General features: G+C 38.6%; 16 protein-coding genes and 1 tRNA gene. 9 read left to right on the forward strand and 8 right to left on the reverse strand.

Annotated features, from left to right (window positions below):
- Positions 1-161 precede the first annotated feature (161 nt).
- The 7 genes from AC2JBO_RS00445 to AC2JBO_RS00475 all read left to right on the forward strand — a co-directional run bounded on the left by AC2JBO_RS00445 (position 162) and on the right by AC2JBO_RS00475 (position 7779).
- On the forward strand, positions 162-1331 hold the full coding sequence (locus tag AC2JBO_RS00445; RefSeq protein ID WP_496951643.1) for a zinc-dependent alcohol dehydrogenase: 1170 nt from the start codon (positions 162-164) through the stop codon (positions 1329-1331).
- Between the two features lie 85 nt (positions 1332-1416).
- Entirely contained in the window at positions 1417-2052 is a 636-nt protein-coding gene (locus AC2JBO_RS00450) for a hypothetical protein (RefSeq protein ID WP_496951644.1), read from the forward strand.
- Between the two features lie 105 nt (positions 2053-2157).
- Positions 2158-3327 carry a zinc-dependent alcohol dehydrogenase gene (locus AC2JBO_RS00455; protein ID WP_496951645.1) on the forward strand — a complete coding sequence of 390 codons (1170 nt, stop codon included), beginning with the start codon at positions 2158-2160 and terminating at the stop codon, positions 3325-3327.
- A 47-nt stretch (positions 3328-3374) separates the two neighbouring features.
- Complete coding sequence (locus tag AC2JBO_RS00460; RefSeq protein WP_496951646.1) at positions 3375-4529, forward strand: Gfo/Idh/MocA family protein; 1155 nt, start codon at positions 3375-3377, stop codon at positions 4527-4529.
- Positions 4530-4555: 26 nt separating this feature from the next.
- Positions 4556-4897 carry a cupin domain-containing protein gene (locus AC2JBO_RS00465; protein ID WP_496951647.1) on the forward strand — a complete coding sequence of 114 codons (342 nt, stop codon included), beginning with the start codon at positions 4556-4558 and terminating at the stop codon, positions 4895-4897.
- A gap of 20 nt (positions 4898-4917) precedes the next feature.
- Positions 4918-5163 (forward strand): CHAT domain-containing protein, encoded by a 246-nt coding sequence (locus tag AC2JBO_RS00470; RefSeq protein ID WP_496951648.1) that lies wholly within the window; start codon positions 4918-4920, stop codon positions 5161-5163.
- Positions 5164-5739: 576 nt separating this feature from the next.
- Complete coding sequence (locus AC2JBO_RS00475; RefSeq protein WP_496951649.1) at positions 5740-7779, forward strand: hypothetical protein; 2040 nt, start codon at positions 5740-5742, stop codon at positions 7777-7779.
- Between the two features lie 135 nt (positions 7780-7914).
- Here the strand turns inward: AC2JBO_RS00475 and AC2JBO_RS00480 are convergent, their stop codons facing one another.
- Both AC2JBO_RS00480 and miaA read right to left on the reverse strand, forming a co-directional pair.
- A complete protein-coding gene (locus AC2JBO_RS00480; RefSeq protein WP_496951650.1) occupies positions 7915-8661 on the reverse strand; it encodes a GDSL-type esterase/lipase family protein in 747 nt (248 codons plus the stop codon).
- Positions 8658-9557 carry a tRNA (adenosine(37)-N6)-dimethylallyltransferase MiaA gene (gene miaA / locus AC2JBO_RS00485; RefSeq protein WP_496951651.1) on the reverse strand — a complete coding sequence of 300 codons (900 nt, stop codon included), beginning with the start codon at positions 9555-9557 and terminating at the stop codon, positions 8658-8660. The genes AC2JBO_RS00480 and miaA overlap by 4 nt, the downstream gene beginning before the upstream one ends.
- A 494-nt stretch (positions 9558-10051) precedes the next feature.
- Here miaA and gyrB point away from each other — a divergent pair, with 494 nt between their 5' ends.
- On the forward strand, positions 10052-13225 hold the full coding sequence (gyrB, locus tag AC2JBO_RS00490) for a DNA topoisomerase (ATP-hydrolyzing) subunit B (protein ID WP_496951723.1): 3174 nt from the start codon (positions 10052-10054) through the stop codon (positions 13223-13225).
- A 46-nt stretch (positions 13226-13271) separates the two neighbouring features.
- Here gyrB and AC2JBO_RS00495 read toward each other — a convergent pair whose 3' ends face one another.
- The 3 genes from AC2JBO_RS00495 to AC2JBO_RS00505 form a co-directional block, all read right to left on the reverse strand.
- A complete protein-coding gene (locus AC2JBO_RS00495) occupies positions 13272-14453 on the reverse strand; it encodes an ATP-binding response regulator (RefSeq protein ID WP_496951652.1) in 1182 nt (393 codons plus the stop codon).
- 569 nt (positions 14454-15022) lie between these two features.
- A tRNA-Val gene (locus tag AC2JBO_RS00500) sits at positions 15023-15096 on the reverse strand.
- 145 nt (positions 15097-15241) lie between these two features.
- Positions 15242-15772 (reverse strand): hypothetical protein, encoded by a 531-nt coding sequence (locus AC2JBO_RS00505; RefSeq protein ID WP_496951653.1) that lies wholly within the window; start codon positions 15770-15772, stop codon positions 15242-15244.
- A 335-nt stretch (positions 15773-16107) separates the two neighbouring features.
- On the opposite strand from AC2JBO_RS00505, the gene AC2JBO_RS00510 reads away from it, so the two are divergent.
- Entirely contained in the window at positions 16108-16389 is a 282-nt protein-coding gene (locus AC2JBO_RS00510; RefSeq protein WP_496951654.1) for a hypothetical protein, read from the forward strand.
- Positions 16390-16447: 58 nt separating this feature from the next.
- Here the strand turns inward: AC2JBO_RS00510 and AC2JBO_RS00515 are convergent, their stop codons facing one another.
- From AC2JBO_RS00515 to AC2JBO_RS00525, 3 genes are read right to left on the reverse strand one after another with little or no spacing between them, the layout of a single operon-like run.
- Positions 16448-17566 (reverse strand): Gfo/Idh/MocA family protein, encoded by a 1119-nt coding sequence (locus AC2JBO_RS00515; protein ID WP_496951655.1) that lies wholly within the window; start codon positions 17564-17566, stop codon positions 16448-16450.
- Positions 17567-17606: 40 nt separating this feature from the next.
- Positions 17607-18767 carry a DUF1822 family protein gene (locus tag AC2JBO_RS00520; RefSeq protein ID WP_496951656.1) on the reverse strand — a complete coding sequence of 387 codons (1161 nt, stop codon included), beginning with the start codon at positions 18765-18767 and terminating at the stop codon, positions 17607-17609.
- Positions 18764-19936 (reverse strand): sigma-70 family RNA polymerase sigma factor, encoded by a 1173-nt coding sequence (locus AC2JBO_RS00525; protein ID WP_496951657.1) that lies wholly within the window; start codon positions 19934-19936, stop codon positions 18764-18766. Before AC2JBO_RS00525 ends, AC2JBO_RS00520 begins: the two co-directional genes overlap by 4 nt.
- Between the last annotated feature and the right edge of the window lie 190 nt (positions 19937-20126).

Here is a 20126-nt window from a genome sequence, read left to right on the forward strand (position 1 = left end):
AGCACTGAAGGACAACCACGAGGAAAGTAAGAAAGTGAAGAGTGCTGAGTGCTGAGTAAAGAGTTTTAACTTAAAACTCCTTACTCTTAACTCCTAACTATTTATCTCACTCAGCACTCAGCACTCAGCACTCAGTACTCAGCACTCTTAACTATAAAAATATGAAAGCTGTTTGTTGGCACGGAGCAAATGATGTGCGGGTTGAAACTGTACCCGACCCAAAGATTATCAACCCGCGCGATGTCATTCTAAAGATTACATCTACTGCTATATGTGGTTCAGATTTACATATATATGGTGGTTATATTCCTACAGTTCAACCTGGTGATATCATCGGTCATGAATTCATGGGAGAAGTTGTTGAAACTGGTAGTAAAATAAGTAATCTGAAAGTTGGTGACAGAGTAGTTGTACCTTCCACTATTGGTTGTGGTCACTGTTACTATTGCTCACATGATATGTGGTCGTTATGTGACAACTCTATTCCTGAAGGTTGGGTTGAAGAAAAATTATTTGGTAATATCACTTCAGCGATTTTTGGATATTCTCATGCTTTTGGTGGATACGCTGGTGCCCAAGCTGAGTATGTAAGAGTTCCATTTGCTGATGTGGGTGTAGTCAAGGTTCCTAAAGATATACCCGATACTCAATTACTCTTTATATCGGATGCTATTCCTACAGGATATATGGGCGCCGAGTTATGTGATATTCAACCTGGTGATACTGTAGCTGTGTGGGGATGCGGTGCTGTCGGTCAATTTGCGATGATAAGTGCTTATATGATGGGCGCCGAAAGAGTTATTGGTATCGACCGTTTTCCAGAGCGTTTAGAACTAACAAAGAAATTTGCCAAAGCTGAAGTTATCAACTACGAAGAAATAGACGCAGGTGAAGCATTAAAAGAAATGACAGGTGGTCGAGGTCCTGATGCTTGTATTGATGCTGTAGGTTTAGAAGCGCATGGTGTAGGTTTTGAAGACTTTTACGACCAAACAAAGCAAAAACTGCGTTTAGAAACCGACCGTCCCCACGTTTTACGACAAATGATGTTAGCTTGTCGCAAAGGTGGAACTCTTTCCATTATGGGTGTGTATGGAGGCTTTATAGATAAAATGCCTCTCGGCGCCGCATTCAATAAAGGTTTAACTTTCCGTATGGGACAAATGCATGGTCAAAAATACATGCATAAGTTACTAGATATGATAATGGAAGGTAAATTAGACCCTTCACAAGTAGTTACACACGAATTGCCACTTGAACAGGCGCCGCATGGTTACGAAATTTTTCAGCAAAAAAAAGATAACTGTATTAAAGTAGTTTTAAAGCCGTGAATAAAGTTTTTTGGCAAGCTTTTTGACGAATTTTGCGGAGATAAAGTTCAAATTATCAACATCTATCCAATGGAGGAACTTTTCGATGAATATGTTACGTAAGGCATTGACTTTATTAATAGCAGCATTTACATTATTCACAATTCAATTTGGTTACAACAACATCCAGCCAGCATTTGCTGACAACACAGTAACATCACCCGAAGGCGTATATTACAAAGGTACGCCAGATGATGATATCCACAGAAACCTCGGACAAAATAACTACGGTAGCGACAGCAACAAAAACAAAGAAAGTAGCTACGGAAAGGATAGCAAAAACTACAAAAATAATGCTGACGATACCGAGTTCTATAAAACCAAAGTTGACGACGGTACTGTTGGCTCACAAGCTAAAAACAGAACTCAAGCAAGCGGTGGAACAGTAACATCACCCGAAGGCGTATACTACAAAGGTGTGCCAGATGATGATGTTCACAGAAACCTAAGACAGAATAACTATCCTAGCGATACCGAGAACTACAATACTAGCAGCGGCAACATCATAGAAGAAGCTAAAAACAAACTTCAAGAAACCGCTGAAACAGTAAAAGAAAAACTCAACTTGGACGAAGAAACACCCCGTGCGACTAAACAGTTCTTACGTTCTACTGAAAAGCAAGTAGAAAAAACAGTTGAACCTGTAACTGGTACTCGTAGCGGTTACTATCAGCTTCCTTAACTCTGACTTTGCGTTCTTTGCGTTCTTTGCGGTTCGTTAAAAAATAAACCACAAAGACACAAAGAACACAAAGAAAAGAAATATAAAAAATTAGGAATAATAATTATGAAAGCAGTATGTTGGCACGGTGCCAATAAAGTTCAAGTAGATACAGTTCCAGACCCAAAAATATTAAACCCGCGCGATGCAATTATAAAAATTACTTCAACAGCAATCTGTGGTTCAGACTTACATTTATTCAATGGCTTTATTCCCACAATGGAGAAAGGGGATATATTAGGACATGAGTTCATGGGAGAAGTCGTTGAAGTTGGAACATCTGTTAAGAATATAAAAATTGGTGATAGAGTCGTCGTACCATTCACTATTGCTTGCGGAAACTGTTTCTTCTGTCAAAAAGACTTATGGTCACTGTGCGATAACTCTAACCCCAACGGATGGTTAGCAGAGAAGATAATGGGTCATTCACCTTCAGGTTTATTTGGATATTCCCATATATTTGGAGGATACGCAGGTGGACAAGCAGAGTACGCGCGTGTACCTTTTGCTGACACAGGTTTACTCAAGATACCTGATGGGTTAACAGACGAGCAAGTTTTATTTTTAACAGATATTTTTCCAACAGGTTATATGGCAGCAGAAAACTGTCATATCAAACCCGGTAATATTGTCGCTGTATGGGGATGTGGACCAGTTGGACAGTTTGCCATTAAAAGTGCGTATATGTTAGGTGCCGAAAGAGTCATTGCTATTGACCGTATTCCTGAACGTTTACAAATGGCGAAAGATATATGTAAAGCAGAGGTTCTTAACTACGAAGAAATAAACGTAGGTGAAGCACTCAAAGAAATGACAGGAGGTCGTGGTCCAGATGCGGTTATTGACGCAGTAGGGCTTGAGGCACATGGTACAGATTTTATGGCACTGTATGACCAAGCAAAACAAGCGGTAAAATTAGAACCCGACCGTCCTACAGCATTACGCGAAGTTATTGTAGCTTGTGGTAAAGGTGGTCATGTATCAATTGCAGGTGCTTATGGTGGGTTTGTTGATAAACTGCCAATGGGCGCCGCAATGAACAAAGGTCTAACCTTTAAAATGGGACAAACACACGTTCATAAATATTTACGTCCTTTACTCGAACGTATTCAAAACGGTGAAATTGACCCAAGTTTTGTAATCACACACACCTTACCACTCGAACAGGCGCCGCACGGTTACGAAATATTCAAGCACAAAAAAGACAACTGCATCAAGATTGTACTAAAACCCTAGCAAACGTAGGTTGGGTCGAGGCACAAGACCCAACATATATTATCTATATGTCAAATGAATTATCACGTCGTACACTTTTACATAAAGCTGGTTTGGGACTACTAACAATAGGCGCCGCTTCTGCTGGTACAATAATCAAACCTGCTCGTACCTTTGCTCAAGTTAAAGAGCCTCCAATGCCACCAAATAAAAGATTAGGTTGGGCAATTGTTGGTTTAGGGAAATTTGCAACTGAGCAAATAATACCATCATTTGCTGAATGTAAAAGCTCAAAGTTGGTAGCATTTGTTAGCGGAGATAAAGCGAAGGCTGAAAAATATGCCAGCCAATACGGTGTTAAGCCTAAGAATATCTATAATTATCAAAACTACGACTCTATTCGTAATAACTCTGAGATAGATGCAATATATATAATATTACCAAACGGACTACATGCCGAATACACAATTCGCGGTTTGCAAGCTGGCAAGCACTTAATGTGTGAAAAACCGATGGCAATTACTGTCCAAGAATGTCAAGCAATGATTGATGGTGCTAAAAAAGCTACACGCAAATTAATGATAGCTTACCGCGCGCAGTATGAACCGTTCAACTTAGCAGCAATAAAATATGCTCGTAGTGGTCAACTAGGTAAATTAAAATTAGTTACTTCAGACCACGGACGTAACCTCGACCCTAAAGACCCAGCAGACAGTTGGCGAATGAGTAAAAAGTTAGCTGGAGGTGGTTCATTGTATGATATTGGTATATATAGTTTACAAGCAGCGAGATATATTACAGGCGAAGAACCTATTGAAATCAACGCCATGATTTATAGTACTCCAGGTGACGCGCGCTTTCGTGAAGTGGAAGAAAGTGTTAATTTTGGACTACGTTTTCCTAGTGGCGCCTTAGCTAATTGTAGTTGCAGTTATGGTCATTCTGATGTTAAACGTCTTCAAGTATTTGGTACAGAAGCAACATTAGAACTTGACCCAGCAACAGACTACTACCGTCATCGTTTAATAATCAAACGTAAAAGTGGTATGGAAGAACTACAAATTCAAGAGCAAAATCAATTTGCTTTAGAAATAGACCATTTATCACAGAGCATCATGGAGAATAAACAACCAAAAACTCCAGGTGAAGAAGGTTTACAAGACGTGCGGTTAATGAACTTAATATATGAAGCTGCACGTACAGGTAGAACAATCAAAGTTTAATTACATAAGGAAAAGAGGATAATATCATGGCTGACACAAGCGTTAAAAAAGTAGATTCTGCTTATTCACCTACAGGTCAACTCGGTCAAAAATATTTAGCATCTGGAAAAACCGTTTCCATGCGACTTTGGGAAGACGAACAACCCGGAGAACCCAAAGAACCAACAGCGCGCGAATATGAAACAGTAGGTTACGTCATCAAAGGTACAGCAGAATTACACCTCGAAGGTCAAGTAGTAAAACTCGAACCAGGTAATTCGTGGGTAGTTCCAAAAGGAGCATCCCACACCTACAAAATCTTAGAATCATTTACCGCAGTCGAAGCAACAAGTCCACCAGCGCAAGTACATGGACGCGACGAAAATTAATTACATTTATAAAATGAACATTGTTATTTTGTTTTGTTGCAAAGCATCTAAAGGCTTTGCAACAAAATCCAGATAAAGCAGTAGCGTTACGTCAAGCGATGCTAACAACGATGAAACAACAACCATATTCTAACCCTTTAAGATGGGCTGCTTTCACGTTGATTATTAAATACTACGCATCTGTATTAAGTATCTTTAAATCGGTGACACCTGTACTAGAGAGTGTGTCAATAGATTTTGTTAACCATTGGTTATCAATTTCCTAGGTTTAAAACCATTTATCTACCTAAAGTAGTAGATTCATAACATAAGTTTGCATTAATACTAATAAATAACAAAATAACCATAAAGAACACAAGTATTGCTATAAAAATTTTGTTAGACTTACTTAGTAGATGATTAGTTAAGAAAAATGTATTTTCAAGTAAGTCAAAACATAAATGGCACTTAATCCAAGTAAATTTACAGTAATAGTGATTTTCAGTACTAACTAACACATTGGTTAAACAAGTTAATCTAGGCAAAACGGTAAAAATAAAACTCTGGAAAGTTATTCAGCTAAAACTTATTAGTCAAAATTAATACTGGTACAATTAATATTTTTCTAAAATTTGACTATAAAATCAAGCTTGAATGTATTAATTATTTCGTTTTAAATATTACTTTGATTTTGTTAATTAGTGCAAAGTTTTGAGAACAGCATCTGAAAGTAAAGATTAAATATTTTTAGATGTATTCACAGAGTAGTGTGTTATATTGACAAGCAAAGTTTTAGTGCTTTCCCCACTATGAAACAACAAAAAAATCACCCCAATACTAGTGTATTTAGGGGAATATCTGTTTTGAAAACAAAGATTCTCTTATTAGTTTGCATTTTTATCATTAGTACTTTTGGAGTTGTGTTATCAAATTGGTTGACGACAAACCAGACAGCTAGAGCTAATAGTGATTTTTTACAACCTGCTCCTAGTCAACCACTAGATTATTACGACTATTTTGGAAAACTACTGAGTCCTCAAGAAGCAGCAGGAGTAGTTATTAATAAGGGACTTGATGCTAATGACCCCACTTCTTATCAGCGGGTAGGTGCTGTTAAAATTACCAAGGAATTAATCGCTCAAGGTGAAAACATATTCTTCAACCGTAAGATTGGCGATACATTTGGTTTGCAAGGGGTATTTGGTTTTGCACAAGGCATCAACAGAATATCAAATGAATTAACTGTTGCAGTTGCTAATTTACAAGGTCAGTCAACAGCTAACTTAAAAATTACCCTTCAGAAGGACTTAACTCTGGGTAGTCGAACTTTTCCTAAAGGGACTGTTATTCCTACAGGTTTAAAAATTCAACAGGGAAAAGTTACTTCATTAGGAACTACTCCTAGTGGAGACTTTACTTGTGCGCTCTGTCATGCAACTCTTTCTAATGATGGCAAGATTCTTGCTGGAGTGCCCAATGGTGAAATTGCTTTTCCGTTTTTTATTGCCTTGGCACCGAATACAGCTGCTGGGTTTGCACGGGCGGGTATCAATCCTCTCGACCCACAATATAAAGGTAATGGTAAGACGATAATTGACAGCAAAGGTAATAAAGTAGAATTACCCGACCCTGAAAAATTTGAAAAAGCCTTTGATGATGCTGTTTTAGATGTACCATTTGGTCATTTTGAAAGTTCACCAGATGGGATTAGAAACACAACTCAAATTCCTAGCGTTTTCACGTTTAAGAGTAATCCTTATGCATTCTCTGGAGATTTTGCCGTAGGTCCGTTTGCAGGATTAAGTTCTCTTAACAGCGCTGTTCACTCCTCAGAAATCAATATCTTGGCAGCTGCCCAACTCAGTCCAGAAACTCTTGGCATTGACCCAGAAGTTTATATTGGTACATTTCTTCAAAATGCTGCGGTTTCCAGTCTTCGTTTACCAGAAGGGAATATAGTAAAACCTTCAGAGTGGTTACGAGGAGTGATTGCGAAAAATCCACTGCAAGCAGAACTCGAAGACCAAATTCCTGCTCCTGGTACAGGAACTTACCCAAATCTGCAACCCAGTTTATTTACTTTCAATGGTTTAGTTTTCAGCCCAAATACTGGTAAGGCAGATGAAATTGCTAGTGGTTCTTTCCTCGAAGCTGCAAACGCGATGTCTGCTTTTCAAAATAGCTTAGTGCCACCTGCTAATCAGAGCCAAGAAAATTGGCAAGCTTTGAATAGTAACTCTGTAAGGCGTGGTGCAAAAGTATTTGAGAAAGCAAATTGTGCAACTTGTCATATTCCACCCTTCTTCACCGACAACATAATTCATCCACTTGATGAAGTAGGTGGAAATCCTGCGCGCGCTCAAACGAAACTGAAAATAAATAAATTATTAGTTCCACCCAAGTTATACACTTTCAACACTCCCGTTCCCATACCTGAATCAGCTGAAGTACTGGATGTACCGACACAAGGCATCTCCGATAGTCCTACAACTCTACCCAAAGGCACCTTACCAAAAGGTGGTTATAAAACCGTCTCCTTACGAGGTCTTTACTTGAGCGCACCTTATTTGCATGACGGTGGTGCAGCAGTACGAGCAGGAAGTTTAAAAGTTAACCGAAATGGTAGCTTTACAGTTATTGACAAAAGCGGGTTAGGTTTAACTGGCACAATTAGCCAAGGTATTCCTGCTGATGCAGCTAGTAGCTTGCGTGCCTTAATTGACCGCGAACTTCGTGCATTAGTTGTGGAAGCTAATAAAGCTAACCCAAGTTTAGTACGTAGTAATCTTGATGGTACAGGTCATGATTTCTATGTTGATAGGTTGGCTGGGTTTAATCAAAAACAGCAAACAGACCTGATTAATTTCTTACTAGCATTGGATGATAATCCTGAAAGCTTTTAAATAACTTGACAAAAAGTCCAAATCTAACTGCTAAAGGGATAAGGGTGTATGTACTATATACACCCCTACTTTAATAATCAGGCATCTGAAGTTTGAATTGTTGTATCGTATAGAATAATTCATATAAACCATCCGTTACATCCGTTTAAAATCCGTTGCCATGATTACTTGCTTCCATACTAGATATGCTTTTCCATTTAAATGTAGTCCATCGCTTGTAAATTCGGTGCCTAATTGTCCTTCTGTATCAAGAAGATGTGAATGTATGTCAATATATGTATAGTTATATTCTTTTGCTAAGTTCTGTAATTTTGAGTTCAGGTCTACTACTTTTTGTTTATCTGTCCAATATAAATATATAGTGTTATTAATAGGTAAAACACTTTGGATAAATACTTCAGTATTAGGTAATTTATTTTGAAACTCTATTAATATCTGTTTGTACCCTTCCAATGTAGCTTCGACTGATTTGTGAAGCATATGCAAGTCGTTGATACCAACCATGAGAAATATTTGTTTAGGCTGGTTCTGAATTATTGTATCAAGGCGCCGCAATATTCTTTCTGTGGTGTCGCCCGATATGCCACGGTTTTGAATATTAGGATTTTCTAGTAATTCTGTCCATTCCCCTTCGTCGGTTATACTGTCTCCAAGAAAGATGATTACGTTAGTTTGAATGGGCAATAGTTCAAATTGACTTGTTTTATGTATGTAGTATGGTGGGTTATAGATATGAAATATGTTTCTATTTTTATTAAAGATGTTCAAATTTGAGATTTTTTGGTGCCAGTAACTAATGCCTCCATTCTTAATGGTCAAAATACACGCTAATATTAATATCAGTAAATTACAACAGATAGAGACAAATAATAAGATAGTCATAAAAACTCCCGTACTCTTTGCGATACTTGTTCTAATAAATTAGGCGCCTGAACATCGAACCATTCAATTTCTGGGTATGCATGAAACCATGTTCGCTGTCTTTTGGCAAATTGTCGAGTATGCAAAACAGTTAACTCTTTGGCTTGAGTTAAATTTATTTCGCCTGCTAAGTATTGTCGAATTTCCTGGTATCCTAATGTGTTTAACAAAGATAACTCGGCGCCGTATTTGTTGGATAAGTATTCGACTTCTTGTATAAAGCCATCTTGAATCATTTTTTCAGTACGTTGGGCAATACGTTGTGTTAAATGTGTGGGGTCACTATCTAAAGCTATTTGTAGTATGGGGTAGGAGGGAGGATTTTCTCCTTGCTGTTTTGAGATTGGTTTGCCTGTAATGTAATATACTTCTAATGCTCTTATTGTTCTTACTGGGTCGTTAGGATGAATTTTTTCGGCGGCAAGTGAGTCAACTTGAAGTAGCATTTCGTATAGTTGACTTTGAGCAAATGTTTGTGTTAATTGCGCTCTTAACTCATAGTTAGGCGGCACTCTTGGTATTTTCATGCCTTGTACGATTGATTTTATGTATAAACCTGTACCTCCAACTAAAAGGGGGGTTGGAGAAGAGGGTTTTTGTAACAATTTGTGAACTTGGTCTTGATAGTCTGCAACTGTCATAGTGTCTGTGGGGTTGCAGACATCTATCATGTAGTGAGGAACTAGGGCAAGTTCAGATGGAGTTGGTTTGGCAGTACCAATATTAAATTCACGGTAAACAAGGCGGGAATCTGCACTGATAATTATAGTATTGAGCCGTGTTGCTAATTCTAGCGCCAAGCCTGATTTTCCTGTCGCCGTTGCACCACATATGACTATTAATTTGAATTCGGTCATAAAGGTCGAACCAATTGGAAGGAAATATAAATAAATAATTTTACGTAAAATATGGGATAATCTTCTATAGAAAAATATTTACTCATATTGCTCTGACGCTACAGTAGTCCATTAATCAATCGTTAAAATTTAGCTAAAATTTAAGGTTTCGCTGTTTTGTTTCGATTTATTGCATACAATAAGCAATAGCCCCTAAATTTGATACATAAATACTATAATTAAATGAAGTCAAGATGTCTTTTGGATGCAGTGAAAAACTCAAGGCAATCAGCAGGCGAATATAAGAGGGTTGCACCCCCGTTAGGAAATAAGTATCAAATTGCCCTAAATTCGTCATCAAGGCTTTTGTGCTAGAATCTTGAAGTGATTTTGACTAAATCGCTATTTAAGCGACTTCATTCCCACTAAGAACGGAAAATTTCATGACGACAGATTACGGCGCCGATCAGATACAGGTTTTGGAAGGTCTGGAACATGTCCGCAAACGACCGGGTATGTATATAGGTTCAACCGGAACGCGCGGACTACACCACTTAGTGTATGAGGTGGTGGACAATTCAATTGATGAAGCTTTGGCTGGTCATTGTACCGTTGTTGAGGTTGAGTTAAACCCTGACGGGTCATGTCGGGTGGAAGATGACGGTCGAGGTATTCCAGTTGATACGATGACAAAAACTGGAAAATCAGCACTAGAAACTGTACTAACCGTACTTGGTGCGGGTGGTAAGTTTGGTGGTGGTGGTTATAAGGTATCTGGTGGTCTTCACGGGGTTGGTGTTTCGGTTGTTAACGGTTTATCTGAATGGTTGGAAGCTACTGTTTGGCGTGATAAGAAAGTACATACGCAACGCTACGAACGCGGTGTTCCTCAGTCCGATTTGAAGATAAAACCTTTGAAAGAACCACGTACTGGTACTTCAATCCAGTTTAAGCCCGATGACACTATTTTTACTACTACCACCGAGTTTGATTACATTACTTTAGCTGGGCGCCTGCGAGAGTTGGCGTATTTGAACGCGGGTGTAAAAATTACTTTTACTGACAATCGTTTAGAGTTGCTCAAAAGTGATATACCCAAGGTTGAAACTTACGAGTACAAAGGTGGTATTCGTGAGTATGTAGCTTATATGAACGTTGATAAGCAAGCTTTACACGAAGAAATTATCTTTGTGCAAGCCGAACGTAACAACGTTCAAGTTGAAGTTGCTTTGCAGTGGTGTACTGATGCTTACTCAGATAATGTTCTAGGTTTTGCCAACAATATTCGTACCGTTGATGGTGGTACACACCTGGAAGGTTTGAAAGCAGTACTAACTCGGACGATGAATACTGTTGCCCGTAAACGCAACAAGATTAAGGAAAACGAGCCTAATCTTAGTGGTGAACACGTTCGCGAAGGTTTAACAGCTGTTATTTCTGTAAAAGTCCCTGAACCTGAGTTTGAAGGACAAACTAAAACTAAACTTGGTAACACTGAAGTTCGCGGTATTGTTGAGTCTCTCGTTGGAGAAGTTCTCAGTGAGTACTTAGAATTTCATCCAGGTGTCGCCGACTCTATATTAGACAAGGCTATTCAAGCTTTTAAAGCTGCTGAAGCTGCACGTCACGCGCGTGAGTTAGTACGCCGCAAATCTGTACTCGAATCATCCCCTTTACCCGGTAAATTAGCGGATTGCAGCAGCCGTGATCCAGCCGAATCAGAGATATATTTGGTCGAAGGCGATTCAGCGGGCGGATGTTGGGATTTATACACACAAATTGCACTTACGGATGGGCGCCATTTAACGATAGAAGAGATAATAAATGAGCAGGAGCAAGGGATACAGAACTATTGCTATACTATCCGTGAGAGTGGGAACATAGGTATAGAGCGTATAATTAATGCACGTAAGACTAAGAGTAATACGGAAGTAGTGAAGGTAACGCTTGATAACGGAGAGGAACTAATTTGCACTCCAGACCATCCTTTTATGTTACGGGATGGTAGTTACAAGCCAGCAGCTTCGTTAACTCCTGATGATTCGCTGATGCCTTTATATCGGGAAATATCTGAGAAGAACGAGCGTGGAAAGGGGCTTAATGGCTATGAAATGGCGTGGAACCCATTAAAAGAGGATTGGATTTATACGCATTTGCTCGCGGACTTCTATAACCTTGAACACGGTGTTTATGAAGCCAAAGGTGTATGTCATCGTCACCACGTTGATTTTAACAAGCGCAACAATAACCCTACTAATATCCTTCGGATGAAACCCGAAGACCACTTAGCACTGCATCGCGCACATCTTGAGAAAACGTTACATAGACCAGATGTAATTGAAAAAAGCCGTCAAGCTCATATGACGCAAGAGTTTCGTGACTTCATAAGCGAGCGGATGCAGCGCGAGGACACACGTAAGATTCTTTCCGAGCAAGCAAAAGTGCAGTGGGAGGATGAAGCGTACAAAGAGTTCATGACGCAAAAATGGCGTGAGTTTTATGATACTAATGAAGCTTATCGCCAAGAAAACAGTGAGCAACTAAACCGCGCGCAGCAAGAATACTGGAGTGACGAAGCTAACAGAATTAAGCAGTCAGAGCGTGTACGTGAGTATTATGCCAATAATCCTGAAGCTCGCAAAGTACTTTCAGATTTAGCGAAGGTACAATGGCAAAACGAAGAGTTACTAGCATGGCGCCGTGAAAAAACGAAGGAGCAGTGGAAGAGTTGCAATTATAGATTAAGTCGTCGTGAGGCACTTAACAAAACTTACTACCTCAAAACGATGGGTGCTTTGAGAGAAGTTTACAGACAAACTAATTGGATAGACCCCGAAGTTTACGACGACTATCGGCGCCGATTAAAAGATAAATCTTTACTTTCTTGGAAAACCTTCTGTGAGCGTTACTTCAAAGGAGAGGAATATTACGCAAAACAAGCAGTAATGAACTACAACCACCGCATCGTCAAAGTCGAACATCTCGAAGAAAAAATGGATGTTTACGACATTGAAGTGCCAAATAGCCATAACTTTGCTTTAGCAAGCGGTGTATTTGTCCACAATAGTGCTAAACAAGGACGTGACAGACGTTTCCAAGCAATTCTCCCATTAAGAGGTAAAATTCTTAACATTGAAAAAACCGACGATGCCAAGATTTATAAGAACAACGAAGTTCAATCGTTGATTACGGCTCTAGGTTTGGGCGTTAAAGGAGAAGACTTTGATGTCACGCAATTACGGTATCATCGTGTAATAATTATGACTGATGCTGATGTAGATGGCGCCCACATCCGTACTCTACTACTAACGTTCTTTTACCGATACCAACGTTCTTTAGTCGAACAAGGGCACGTATATATTGCATGTCCACCGCTATATAAAATAGAACGTGGACGTAATCATTATTACTGCTATAGCGACCGAGAAAAAGCTCAAATCATTGGTCAGTTCCCAGACAACGCTAACTACACCATTCAGCGTTTCAAAGGCTTGGGTGAAATGATGCCAACTCAGTTATGGGAAACAACGATGAACCCGGAAAGTCGAACATTGAAACAAGTAGAAATCGAAGATGCAGCGGAAGCTGACCGTATCTTTACAATATTAATGGGCGACCGAGTACAACCGCGTCGTGAATTTATTGAAACTTACGGGTCTAAACTTGATCTAATGGATTTAGATATTTAATCGGTTTTGTGAAAATCCTCACTCTTTTACAGGGTGGGGATAAATATTAACTCAACATCGTCATTGCTACAACTTTTGGTGTCGGTAACTTTACTGTTACTGTTGTTCCGACGCCAACTGAGCTATTTAATTCAATTGAACCTGCATATAAATCTACACATTTCTTTACAATAGCTAATCCTAAACCAGTACCAGGAATATCTTTAGTATTGCCCGCGCGGTGAAACAAACTGAACAGTTTTTCTTTGTCCTCATTTGGAATACCAATACCTTGGTCTTGAATTGTAAAGACAGCTTCAGAATCCCGACAACAAAGGGTAAAATTAATAATCTTGTGAGATGGTGAATATTTGACGGCGTTGGAAAGTAAGTTAGTTAGGATGTGGCGAATCAAATTTTCATCAACATACACATCTTTGTAATCACCGTAGAATTTAAACGCTATTTGACGATTTTCGCCCGAAGTTAAACAAATTTCCTCGATTAAGTCGCGCGAGAACTCAGCTAAGTCGATAGGTTGAATGTTAGCTTTTAACCGAGTTAAGTCAACTTGACCAATAGTTAAAACATCAGTTAACAACTGGTTCATTTTTTTGACGTTGGCAGTAATATGTTGGAAAAACTGCTGTTTTTTCTCAATCGAGAGCTTATCACCATACTGTTGAATAATTTGTGACGAAGATAAAATCACTTGCAACGGTGAACGAAACTCGTGTGAAACCATTGACACAAACCGAGATTTTAATTCATTTAGTTCCCGTTCACGTTCGAGAGATGAGCGAATTTCCGTTTCTAAACACCGTCTCTGTTCAACTTCCATCAATAACTTTCTATTTGCCGTGTGCATTTTCTGCGACATCTCACGCGACCGTAATAGTACTTCTACTCGAATTTGCAACTCGCGTTTTTCTATTGGCGCCGTAATTATTTCATCAATATTTTGCTGTAGTTGACGGTTTATCATCTCAGTATGCTGCCGCGTCACAACAAGCAGATATGGTAAGGCAACAGGATGCTCAATTTGTTTGCGTGCGTATAATTCTTGATGATACTGTTCCAGTACTACTCGGCACAGAATACACAAATCAAACGGTTGTTGTATCAAACTTATTAATTCTTCACTATCTGAGCTGATTTCCGGCGCCACCACATGATAATATTGCACCAAATACTCAACCATTAGGTGCCTGTCTTCAAAGTTGTCCAGCAGCAGCAAAATTCGACTCACAGACACTCTCCAATAAGGGAGCGAATTTTAATAATCCGCATCACATTCATTTTGCATACAATTGTGCTAGCAATTTAGCAACAGGTAATACAAATTAATCTGAAATTATATTTTAAATTGCAATACCTAAGCATATCGCCCAAGAAGTATTTTTATAGCTTATACAATGAAGCGGTCAAAACGCCTTTATATCCATAAGGGGTGTAAAGTTTTTTGATAAATCAAAGAATCAAACTGCGACCGCGATGCTTGGGCTGTAGCTGTATCGGATATTTTTTTTACTTAGACTATTAAGTTACGTAAAATTCACCAATACTACGTAGGGTTTAGGGAAAACGGGAAGGGGAAAAGGTTTTTAATATTATTAGTGGTGGGTTGAAAGCGAATCCAGTTATGTCCTTATTAACTGGTTAACGAACTTAGAAAGTAAACAAATCAATTTCACTTAAAATTGAGGGCTAAATCTCAGTGACTACTTTTAGGACAATAATTTGTTAACAGTGACAAATAATTAGTTAATGTACAACATTGAAATCACATTAAAGTATTTATATAAATTAATACTTTTATGGACGTAACTGGATTCGAACCAGTGACCCCATCCATGTCAAGGATGTACTCTAACCAACTGAGCTATACGTCCGTTTTTGCGACTTATTAAGGATAGCACAAGTTATTCTACAAAACAAGTAAAAACTAAAAATTAGATGAACTAGACTGTGTGATGGTTATTTATACTCGATTCTAGTACTTAATTATCACCACAAAGCCGCAGAGTAGACAGAATATCAGATAGAACTTCGTCTATAAATTGATTCTAACCAAAGGGGACAATGCTGAATAACCCAAGCGTAACGAGTATGTGGACTGTAAATAACACGATACCAGTCTTTTTCAGCAAGTTGTACATAAGTATCTCGAACATCATACACAAGTCTTAGCGAACCGACTTTTTCAAACTCAGCATAATAACGAAGACTAGAGCGACGCTTACGGTATTTACTCTTGAGACGTACAGCTTCTACACGCAAAATACCCTGACTTGCATCAGCTAGATGGTTACGAACATGTCGCGCTCCAGCAAAACCTGCGAATACTGTATACGTAATTAATAAGAAAATCAGAAATCTGGCGCCTGTCTGCATTTCTGGGCTAATATTAGGCTTTGCCAAAATTGTCAGTGGCACAAATCCAAATATATATCCAAGTCCAATCAAACCTATAATTAGGACAACGACTGGTGCAAATGCTTTCTTTCGCAGCCAAGTGCGCTGCTGTATTGTCATGGGCAAAGTTACAATATTTTTATCCGTCATCATCGAAACTTTATATATATATTACGTCTACTTATGTTAACTATTGACAGATGCCCATGATTCTTGATATGACGCGGCGCCAACTTTAAAGTTTCTTCGCGTTTATGCATGAATATACTAGCAGTAGTATTACTTATCCGCAAAGTAGTTATCAATACTTTTTAAAAAATAGGTTTCTGCCAAATACAAATTTTTTATGTATGTAACCTGAGTCTATAAAGTTACAGTGTATAAATGTTTCATCTAAGTAATGAAATAGCACATTGGCGCCTATCATTTGTGAACCGTGGTTCACATTTTGAATTTCAACATTGAGCCAAATTAGTTATCGCACTTGTATGAGTAAGTGGTGCCTGTGTAATCAGCTAGCAGAATATATTATCACAAATTATGACTATCCATCACTAAAAATTATTGTCGAACTGAATAATGAAAATAAAGATAAAATCATTTTTTTCTCAGAGTCTCAAGGAAATGAAAACATACCTTGGGCTGTTACAATCAAAGGAGAAACCTATACTATCAATTCAAAAACTCCTTTTGATGCGCTTAAAAAGTTAGACCCTTATCTCAAACGGGACGTTATGCAGCGTTTAATAAAAGAAGGAACTAACTTTTAATATTGTAGGACAGGCGAGACACCTATCCTACGGGGGTCATTTATTGTTTGGATAACTTTTATATAAATGTGGTTATGTCGGGAACGTTTACCCATTGAGATTTTTGATTGGATTCGTGGGCTAAGTCCATTAATAATTGTGAGTATACCCCTTCGCGTAATGAAGGTGTGACTGGTTGTTGTTGGTCGATGGCTTTGACCCAGTTGTCAATAACGCGAATAAATGCTGATATTCTACCATCTGCGTGATTATGAGGGAATAAGAAGTGGTCGGGTATTTCTATTTCTGCTTGCGGTTTACCTATTTGATTTCCCCATACACGAAAATCATGCACGTAATCTTTTTGATTTTCACTTCCTAATACCAATGTCCCCTTATCTCCATATACTTCTAACCAATGAGGACGATGTGCATGTACTACTGCACTAATTGTTAGTTGACACGGAGTTCCATCTGCTAGTTCTAACATCAACATACACGTATCATCACTGTCTACTGTTTTGAGTTCTCCAGTACTGGAGTCAATACGTTGTTGAATTGCAGTTGTTAAGTTTGCGCTGAGTTTTTTTACTGAACCAAATAACCAGTGTATATAGTCGAATGCGTGTGAACCTAATGAACCTAACGCACCTCCCCCTAGTTGTTTACACGAGTACCAATTCCAAGGACGACTTGGTTCTGCACGTGAGGCGCCTAACCAGTCTATTCTAATTAAACGTTTGTTTCCGACATAGCCTTGTGCTAAAAGTTCAGAGAAAAATTGCCACCCAGGTATAAAACGGAATTCAAAGTCTACTGTAGCAGTAACTCCTTTTTGATTGGCTAGTTGATATAGTTCTTTTGCTTCGTTTAGGTTTAAAGTGACAGGTTTTTCTAGGAGTAAATGCTTACCCGCTTCTAAAACAGTTTTTGCCATTTCGTAGTGGAGAAATGGTGGTGTTGATATACTAACTGCTTCAACTTGAGGTAAATTTACAATATCGCTGATTTGATTACAGGCATGAGGTATATTATTTGCGGCGGCAATTTGTTGAGCTTTTTCTAAATCGCGATGATAAATAGCTACTACTTGGGTACGGTGGTGCGCTTGAAATCCAGGGATGTGAACTTTATTCCCAAATCCTGTACCGACAACAGCAACACCAATTGCATCTTGATTTGATTTCGATGGCACCATAGATTGATTTATTAGAAAAATGTTATCTTTAAAATATTAACTAAAATATTAAGATTTCTTGGTCATAATTTTCTGGAATCGGTTCAATTTCCCAAACAATTCCTTCCCCTGGTTCCAAAGCCACCTCAACGAACAACTGTTCGGTAGCTGTGATTGCAGTGTCTTCGTTATCAGGGAATGATTGTAGGTCTTCGGTTAGCAGTTTTAATTTAAAACCTCCGGGAATAAATCCACCAATTCCAGCATTTTGTAGTTCAAATCGCCATGTTGTATACTCTTCGTTGATTTGAGGAACTATACGAAGTTCATACATTTGCCCTGCAATAGTCAATTGACGTGCGAGTATTTTTGTTTCATTTGCTTGTTCAATACTTCGTGCGGCGCCGCTTAGTTGTAAACTAATATTGCTCCAACCTAACTGTTGTGCAGTTTGAGTAACACCATTTTGCAGCCATTCCAATACAGATTGTTGGGGTTGTCCAATACGATGCTGATATAATTTGTGGCGCCAACCACCATTTTGAATTAAGGCACCCCATGTTTGAAAGGGTATTTCAAGACGAGGTGATACGATATCAGGATTAGTGAGACGTGCTATTAAATTGTGAGCTTGTGTTGTAGATAATGTTGGTAAAGTACTTATGGGAGCGCGCGTAGTTTCACTCGACACACAATCAAAGGAAATAACTAGAGGTAATAGGTTTATGTCGTTTATATCACTTGCATCAAGTGAATAAGTACGGGTATACGAACTATATTCTGCTTGAGTTTTAAGTTGCAAATGAGTACAGTAACCCCAAATACGAATACATCTATCTTCGGGTACAATTTGCACTCCTATATAGTAATCTGCTGCCCAACTTGGTATATCTATCCATTCTTGAGGAACTCGTAACTCACTTAAGTCAATAGTTTCTTGAGGAACTAAAATTATTTTCGTTGAGTCTACACCAATAACGGTCCCATTTACCAGTTCCCAAAAACTGGATAATGCAGTGGTATTATATGATACGTTTGCCTGGGGAGCTAAATCTTGTTGTAACCACGGCAAGATGCTACTTAGGCAAAGTTCATTTATGTAAGCTTGATAACGTGCAGTTGGGTTAGAATGAACTTGATTTTCCCAAGCTAGGTCGTAAGCTTGTTGTGGTATTTCCAAAATTAAATCCGTTGCAGAGGCGAAAGTTAGTAAGCTGTTCATAGTTTTGAAGCACTATAGTAAGACTGTAGCCATTGTTCCATAACATAGTTTGTACTTTTTAGTATGTCGGATGTAATGGAAATATGCAGTTTTTCTTTACTCCAGATAAAAACCGCTTTTAGTAGGGTTTCGCGGATTTTGTTTAGGCGCCGCGATATGGTGTACTGTGGAATTTGAAGTGATGAAGCTATTTGCTGCTGGGTTAATCCTTGAGTGTAATAGAGTTTGAGGATTTGTTGTGCCTCTAATTCAAGTTTATTAACTGCTTGTACCAAAACTTGGCTAATTTCTTTTTGCTGAGAATTACGAGTTTGCTGTTCTTCTTCGGCTATTATCTCAGTTAATAGTGAGTCTTGACTACTAGGTATATTATCTATAATTTCGTACATATCATCACTTCCAGTAGGTGTGTTGATGGAAGTCACAGTAGGATACAAAAAATTACGTATAGCTTTTGCACAAGCTTGCATCCAGGTTTCTAACGTTTGGGCAGTGATTTTAGATGGCGCCTGTGTGTTGTATGCTTTTGTAATAGCTTCCCACACTTTGTCATCAGGAGGGGAAAGCTTACGGCTTGTATTGGTTTGGGTCGGAGCGTATATTAATTGATAACAGTTCCAAGCGTTAGTGTAATTTGTTATCGTTTCTTGAGATAAGCCTGCTGCTTGCAATGATTCTACCAAACGTTTTTGACTGGTTTTGCGTAACATTCCCCAAGTCGAACAAATATCGACTTCGTGACGCTGACGTAATGTTTCACGAATAATCGAACTAAAGGTAGTGCTAGCATAGTTATTAAGGATAAAACCCTGATTTGGATTAAACCCTTTTAGGATGCGGTCAATTTGTGTAATTGCAATTTGGAAGAAATCTGGTAACGAGTACTGTGTGTTGGCAAAAGTCTGTGCTAATTTTTGTGAACTCCAGTAACAAGGTTCTTGTAGATATGCATTCAAATGCTGCTGTGGAATAGGTGTTAGCGTTTCAAGCTGCCAGCGTTTATGCCAATATATTGCCCAAATATTGTCTGAAGTCTCTTCTGGATTTTTATTTACACAGCTTGTAATACTTCGGCACAACCGTCCATCTTTTGCCCAACTGTGGAAGCGTTCTGCATCGAATTGGATAAAAGTTGAGAACTTGTCAATAATACTTTGCCGGGGATGCATAAACTTACGCTTAATTATAAATTATAAAATTTTTTAGAATGGATGACACCAAGGAGCGTCTGCCCGCTAGTTTACTACAAGAAGTTGATTATAAATTTCGACATCAAGTGAGAACGTGTTAAATGATAATACGACGCTGCGAAAAATTTTATTAATTATGATGGGTTGTATATAGCCCTGTGCAGTGACT

The organism is Calothrix sp. CBUCES-K 9914 (genome assembly GCF_059640475.1).

Coding starts and splice junctions, on each gene's coding strand:
- AC2JBO_RS00445 (WP_496951643.1), top strand. CDS start 162: ATGAAAGCTGTTTGTTGGCACGGAGCAAATGATGTGCGGGTTGAAACT.
- AC2JBO_RS00450 (WP_496951644.1), top strand. CDS start 1,417: ATGAATATGTTACGTAAGGCATTGACTTTATTAATAGCAGCATTTACA.
- AC2JBO_RS00455 (WP_496951645.1), top strand. CDS start 2,158: ATGAAAGCAGTATGTTGGCACGGTGCCAATAAAGTTCAAGTAGATACA.
- AC2JBO_RS00460 (WP_496951646.1), top strand. CDS start 3,375: ATGTCAAATGAATTATCACGTCGTACACTTTTACATAAAGCTGGTTTG.
- AC2JBO_RS00465 (WP_496951647.1), top strand. CDS start 4,556: ATGGCTGACACAAGCGTTAAAAAAGTAGATTCTGCTTATTCACCTACA.
- AC2JBO_RS00480 (WP_496951650.1), bottom strand. CDS start 8,661: ATGACTATCTTATTATTTGTCTCTATCTGTTGTAATTTACTGATATTA.
- miaA (WP_496951651.1), bottom strand. CDS start 9,557: ATGACCGAATTCAAATTAATAGTCATATGTGGTGCAACGGCGACAGGA.
- gyrB (WP_496951723.1), top strand. CDS start 10,052: ATGTATATAGGTTCAACCGGAACGCGCGGACTACACCACTTAGTGTAT.
- AC2JBO_RS00505 (WP_496951653.1), bottom strand. CDS start 15,772: ATGATGACGGATAAAAATATTGTAACTTTGCCCATGACAATACAGCAG.
- AC2JBO_RS00510 (WP_496951654.1), top strand. CDS start 16,108: ATGAGTAAGTGGTGCCTGTGTAATCAGCTAGCAGAATATATTATCACA.
- AC2JBO_RS00515 (WP_496951655.1), bottom strand. CDS start 17,566: ATGGTGCCATCGAAATCAAATCAAGATGCAATTGGTGTTGCTGTTGTC.
- AC2JBO_RS00520 (WP_496951656.1), bottom strand. CDS start 18,767: ATGAACAGCTTACTAACTTTCGCCTCTGCAACGGATTTAATTTTGGAA.
- AC2JBO_RS00525 (WP_496951657.1), bottom strand. CDS start 19,936: ATGCATCCCCGGCAAAGTATTATTGACAAGTTCTCAACTTTTATCCAA.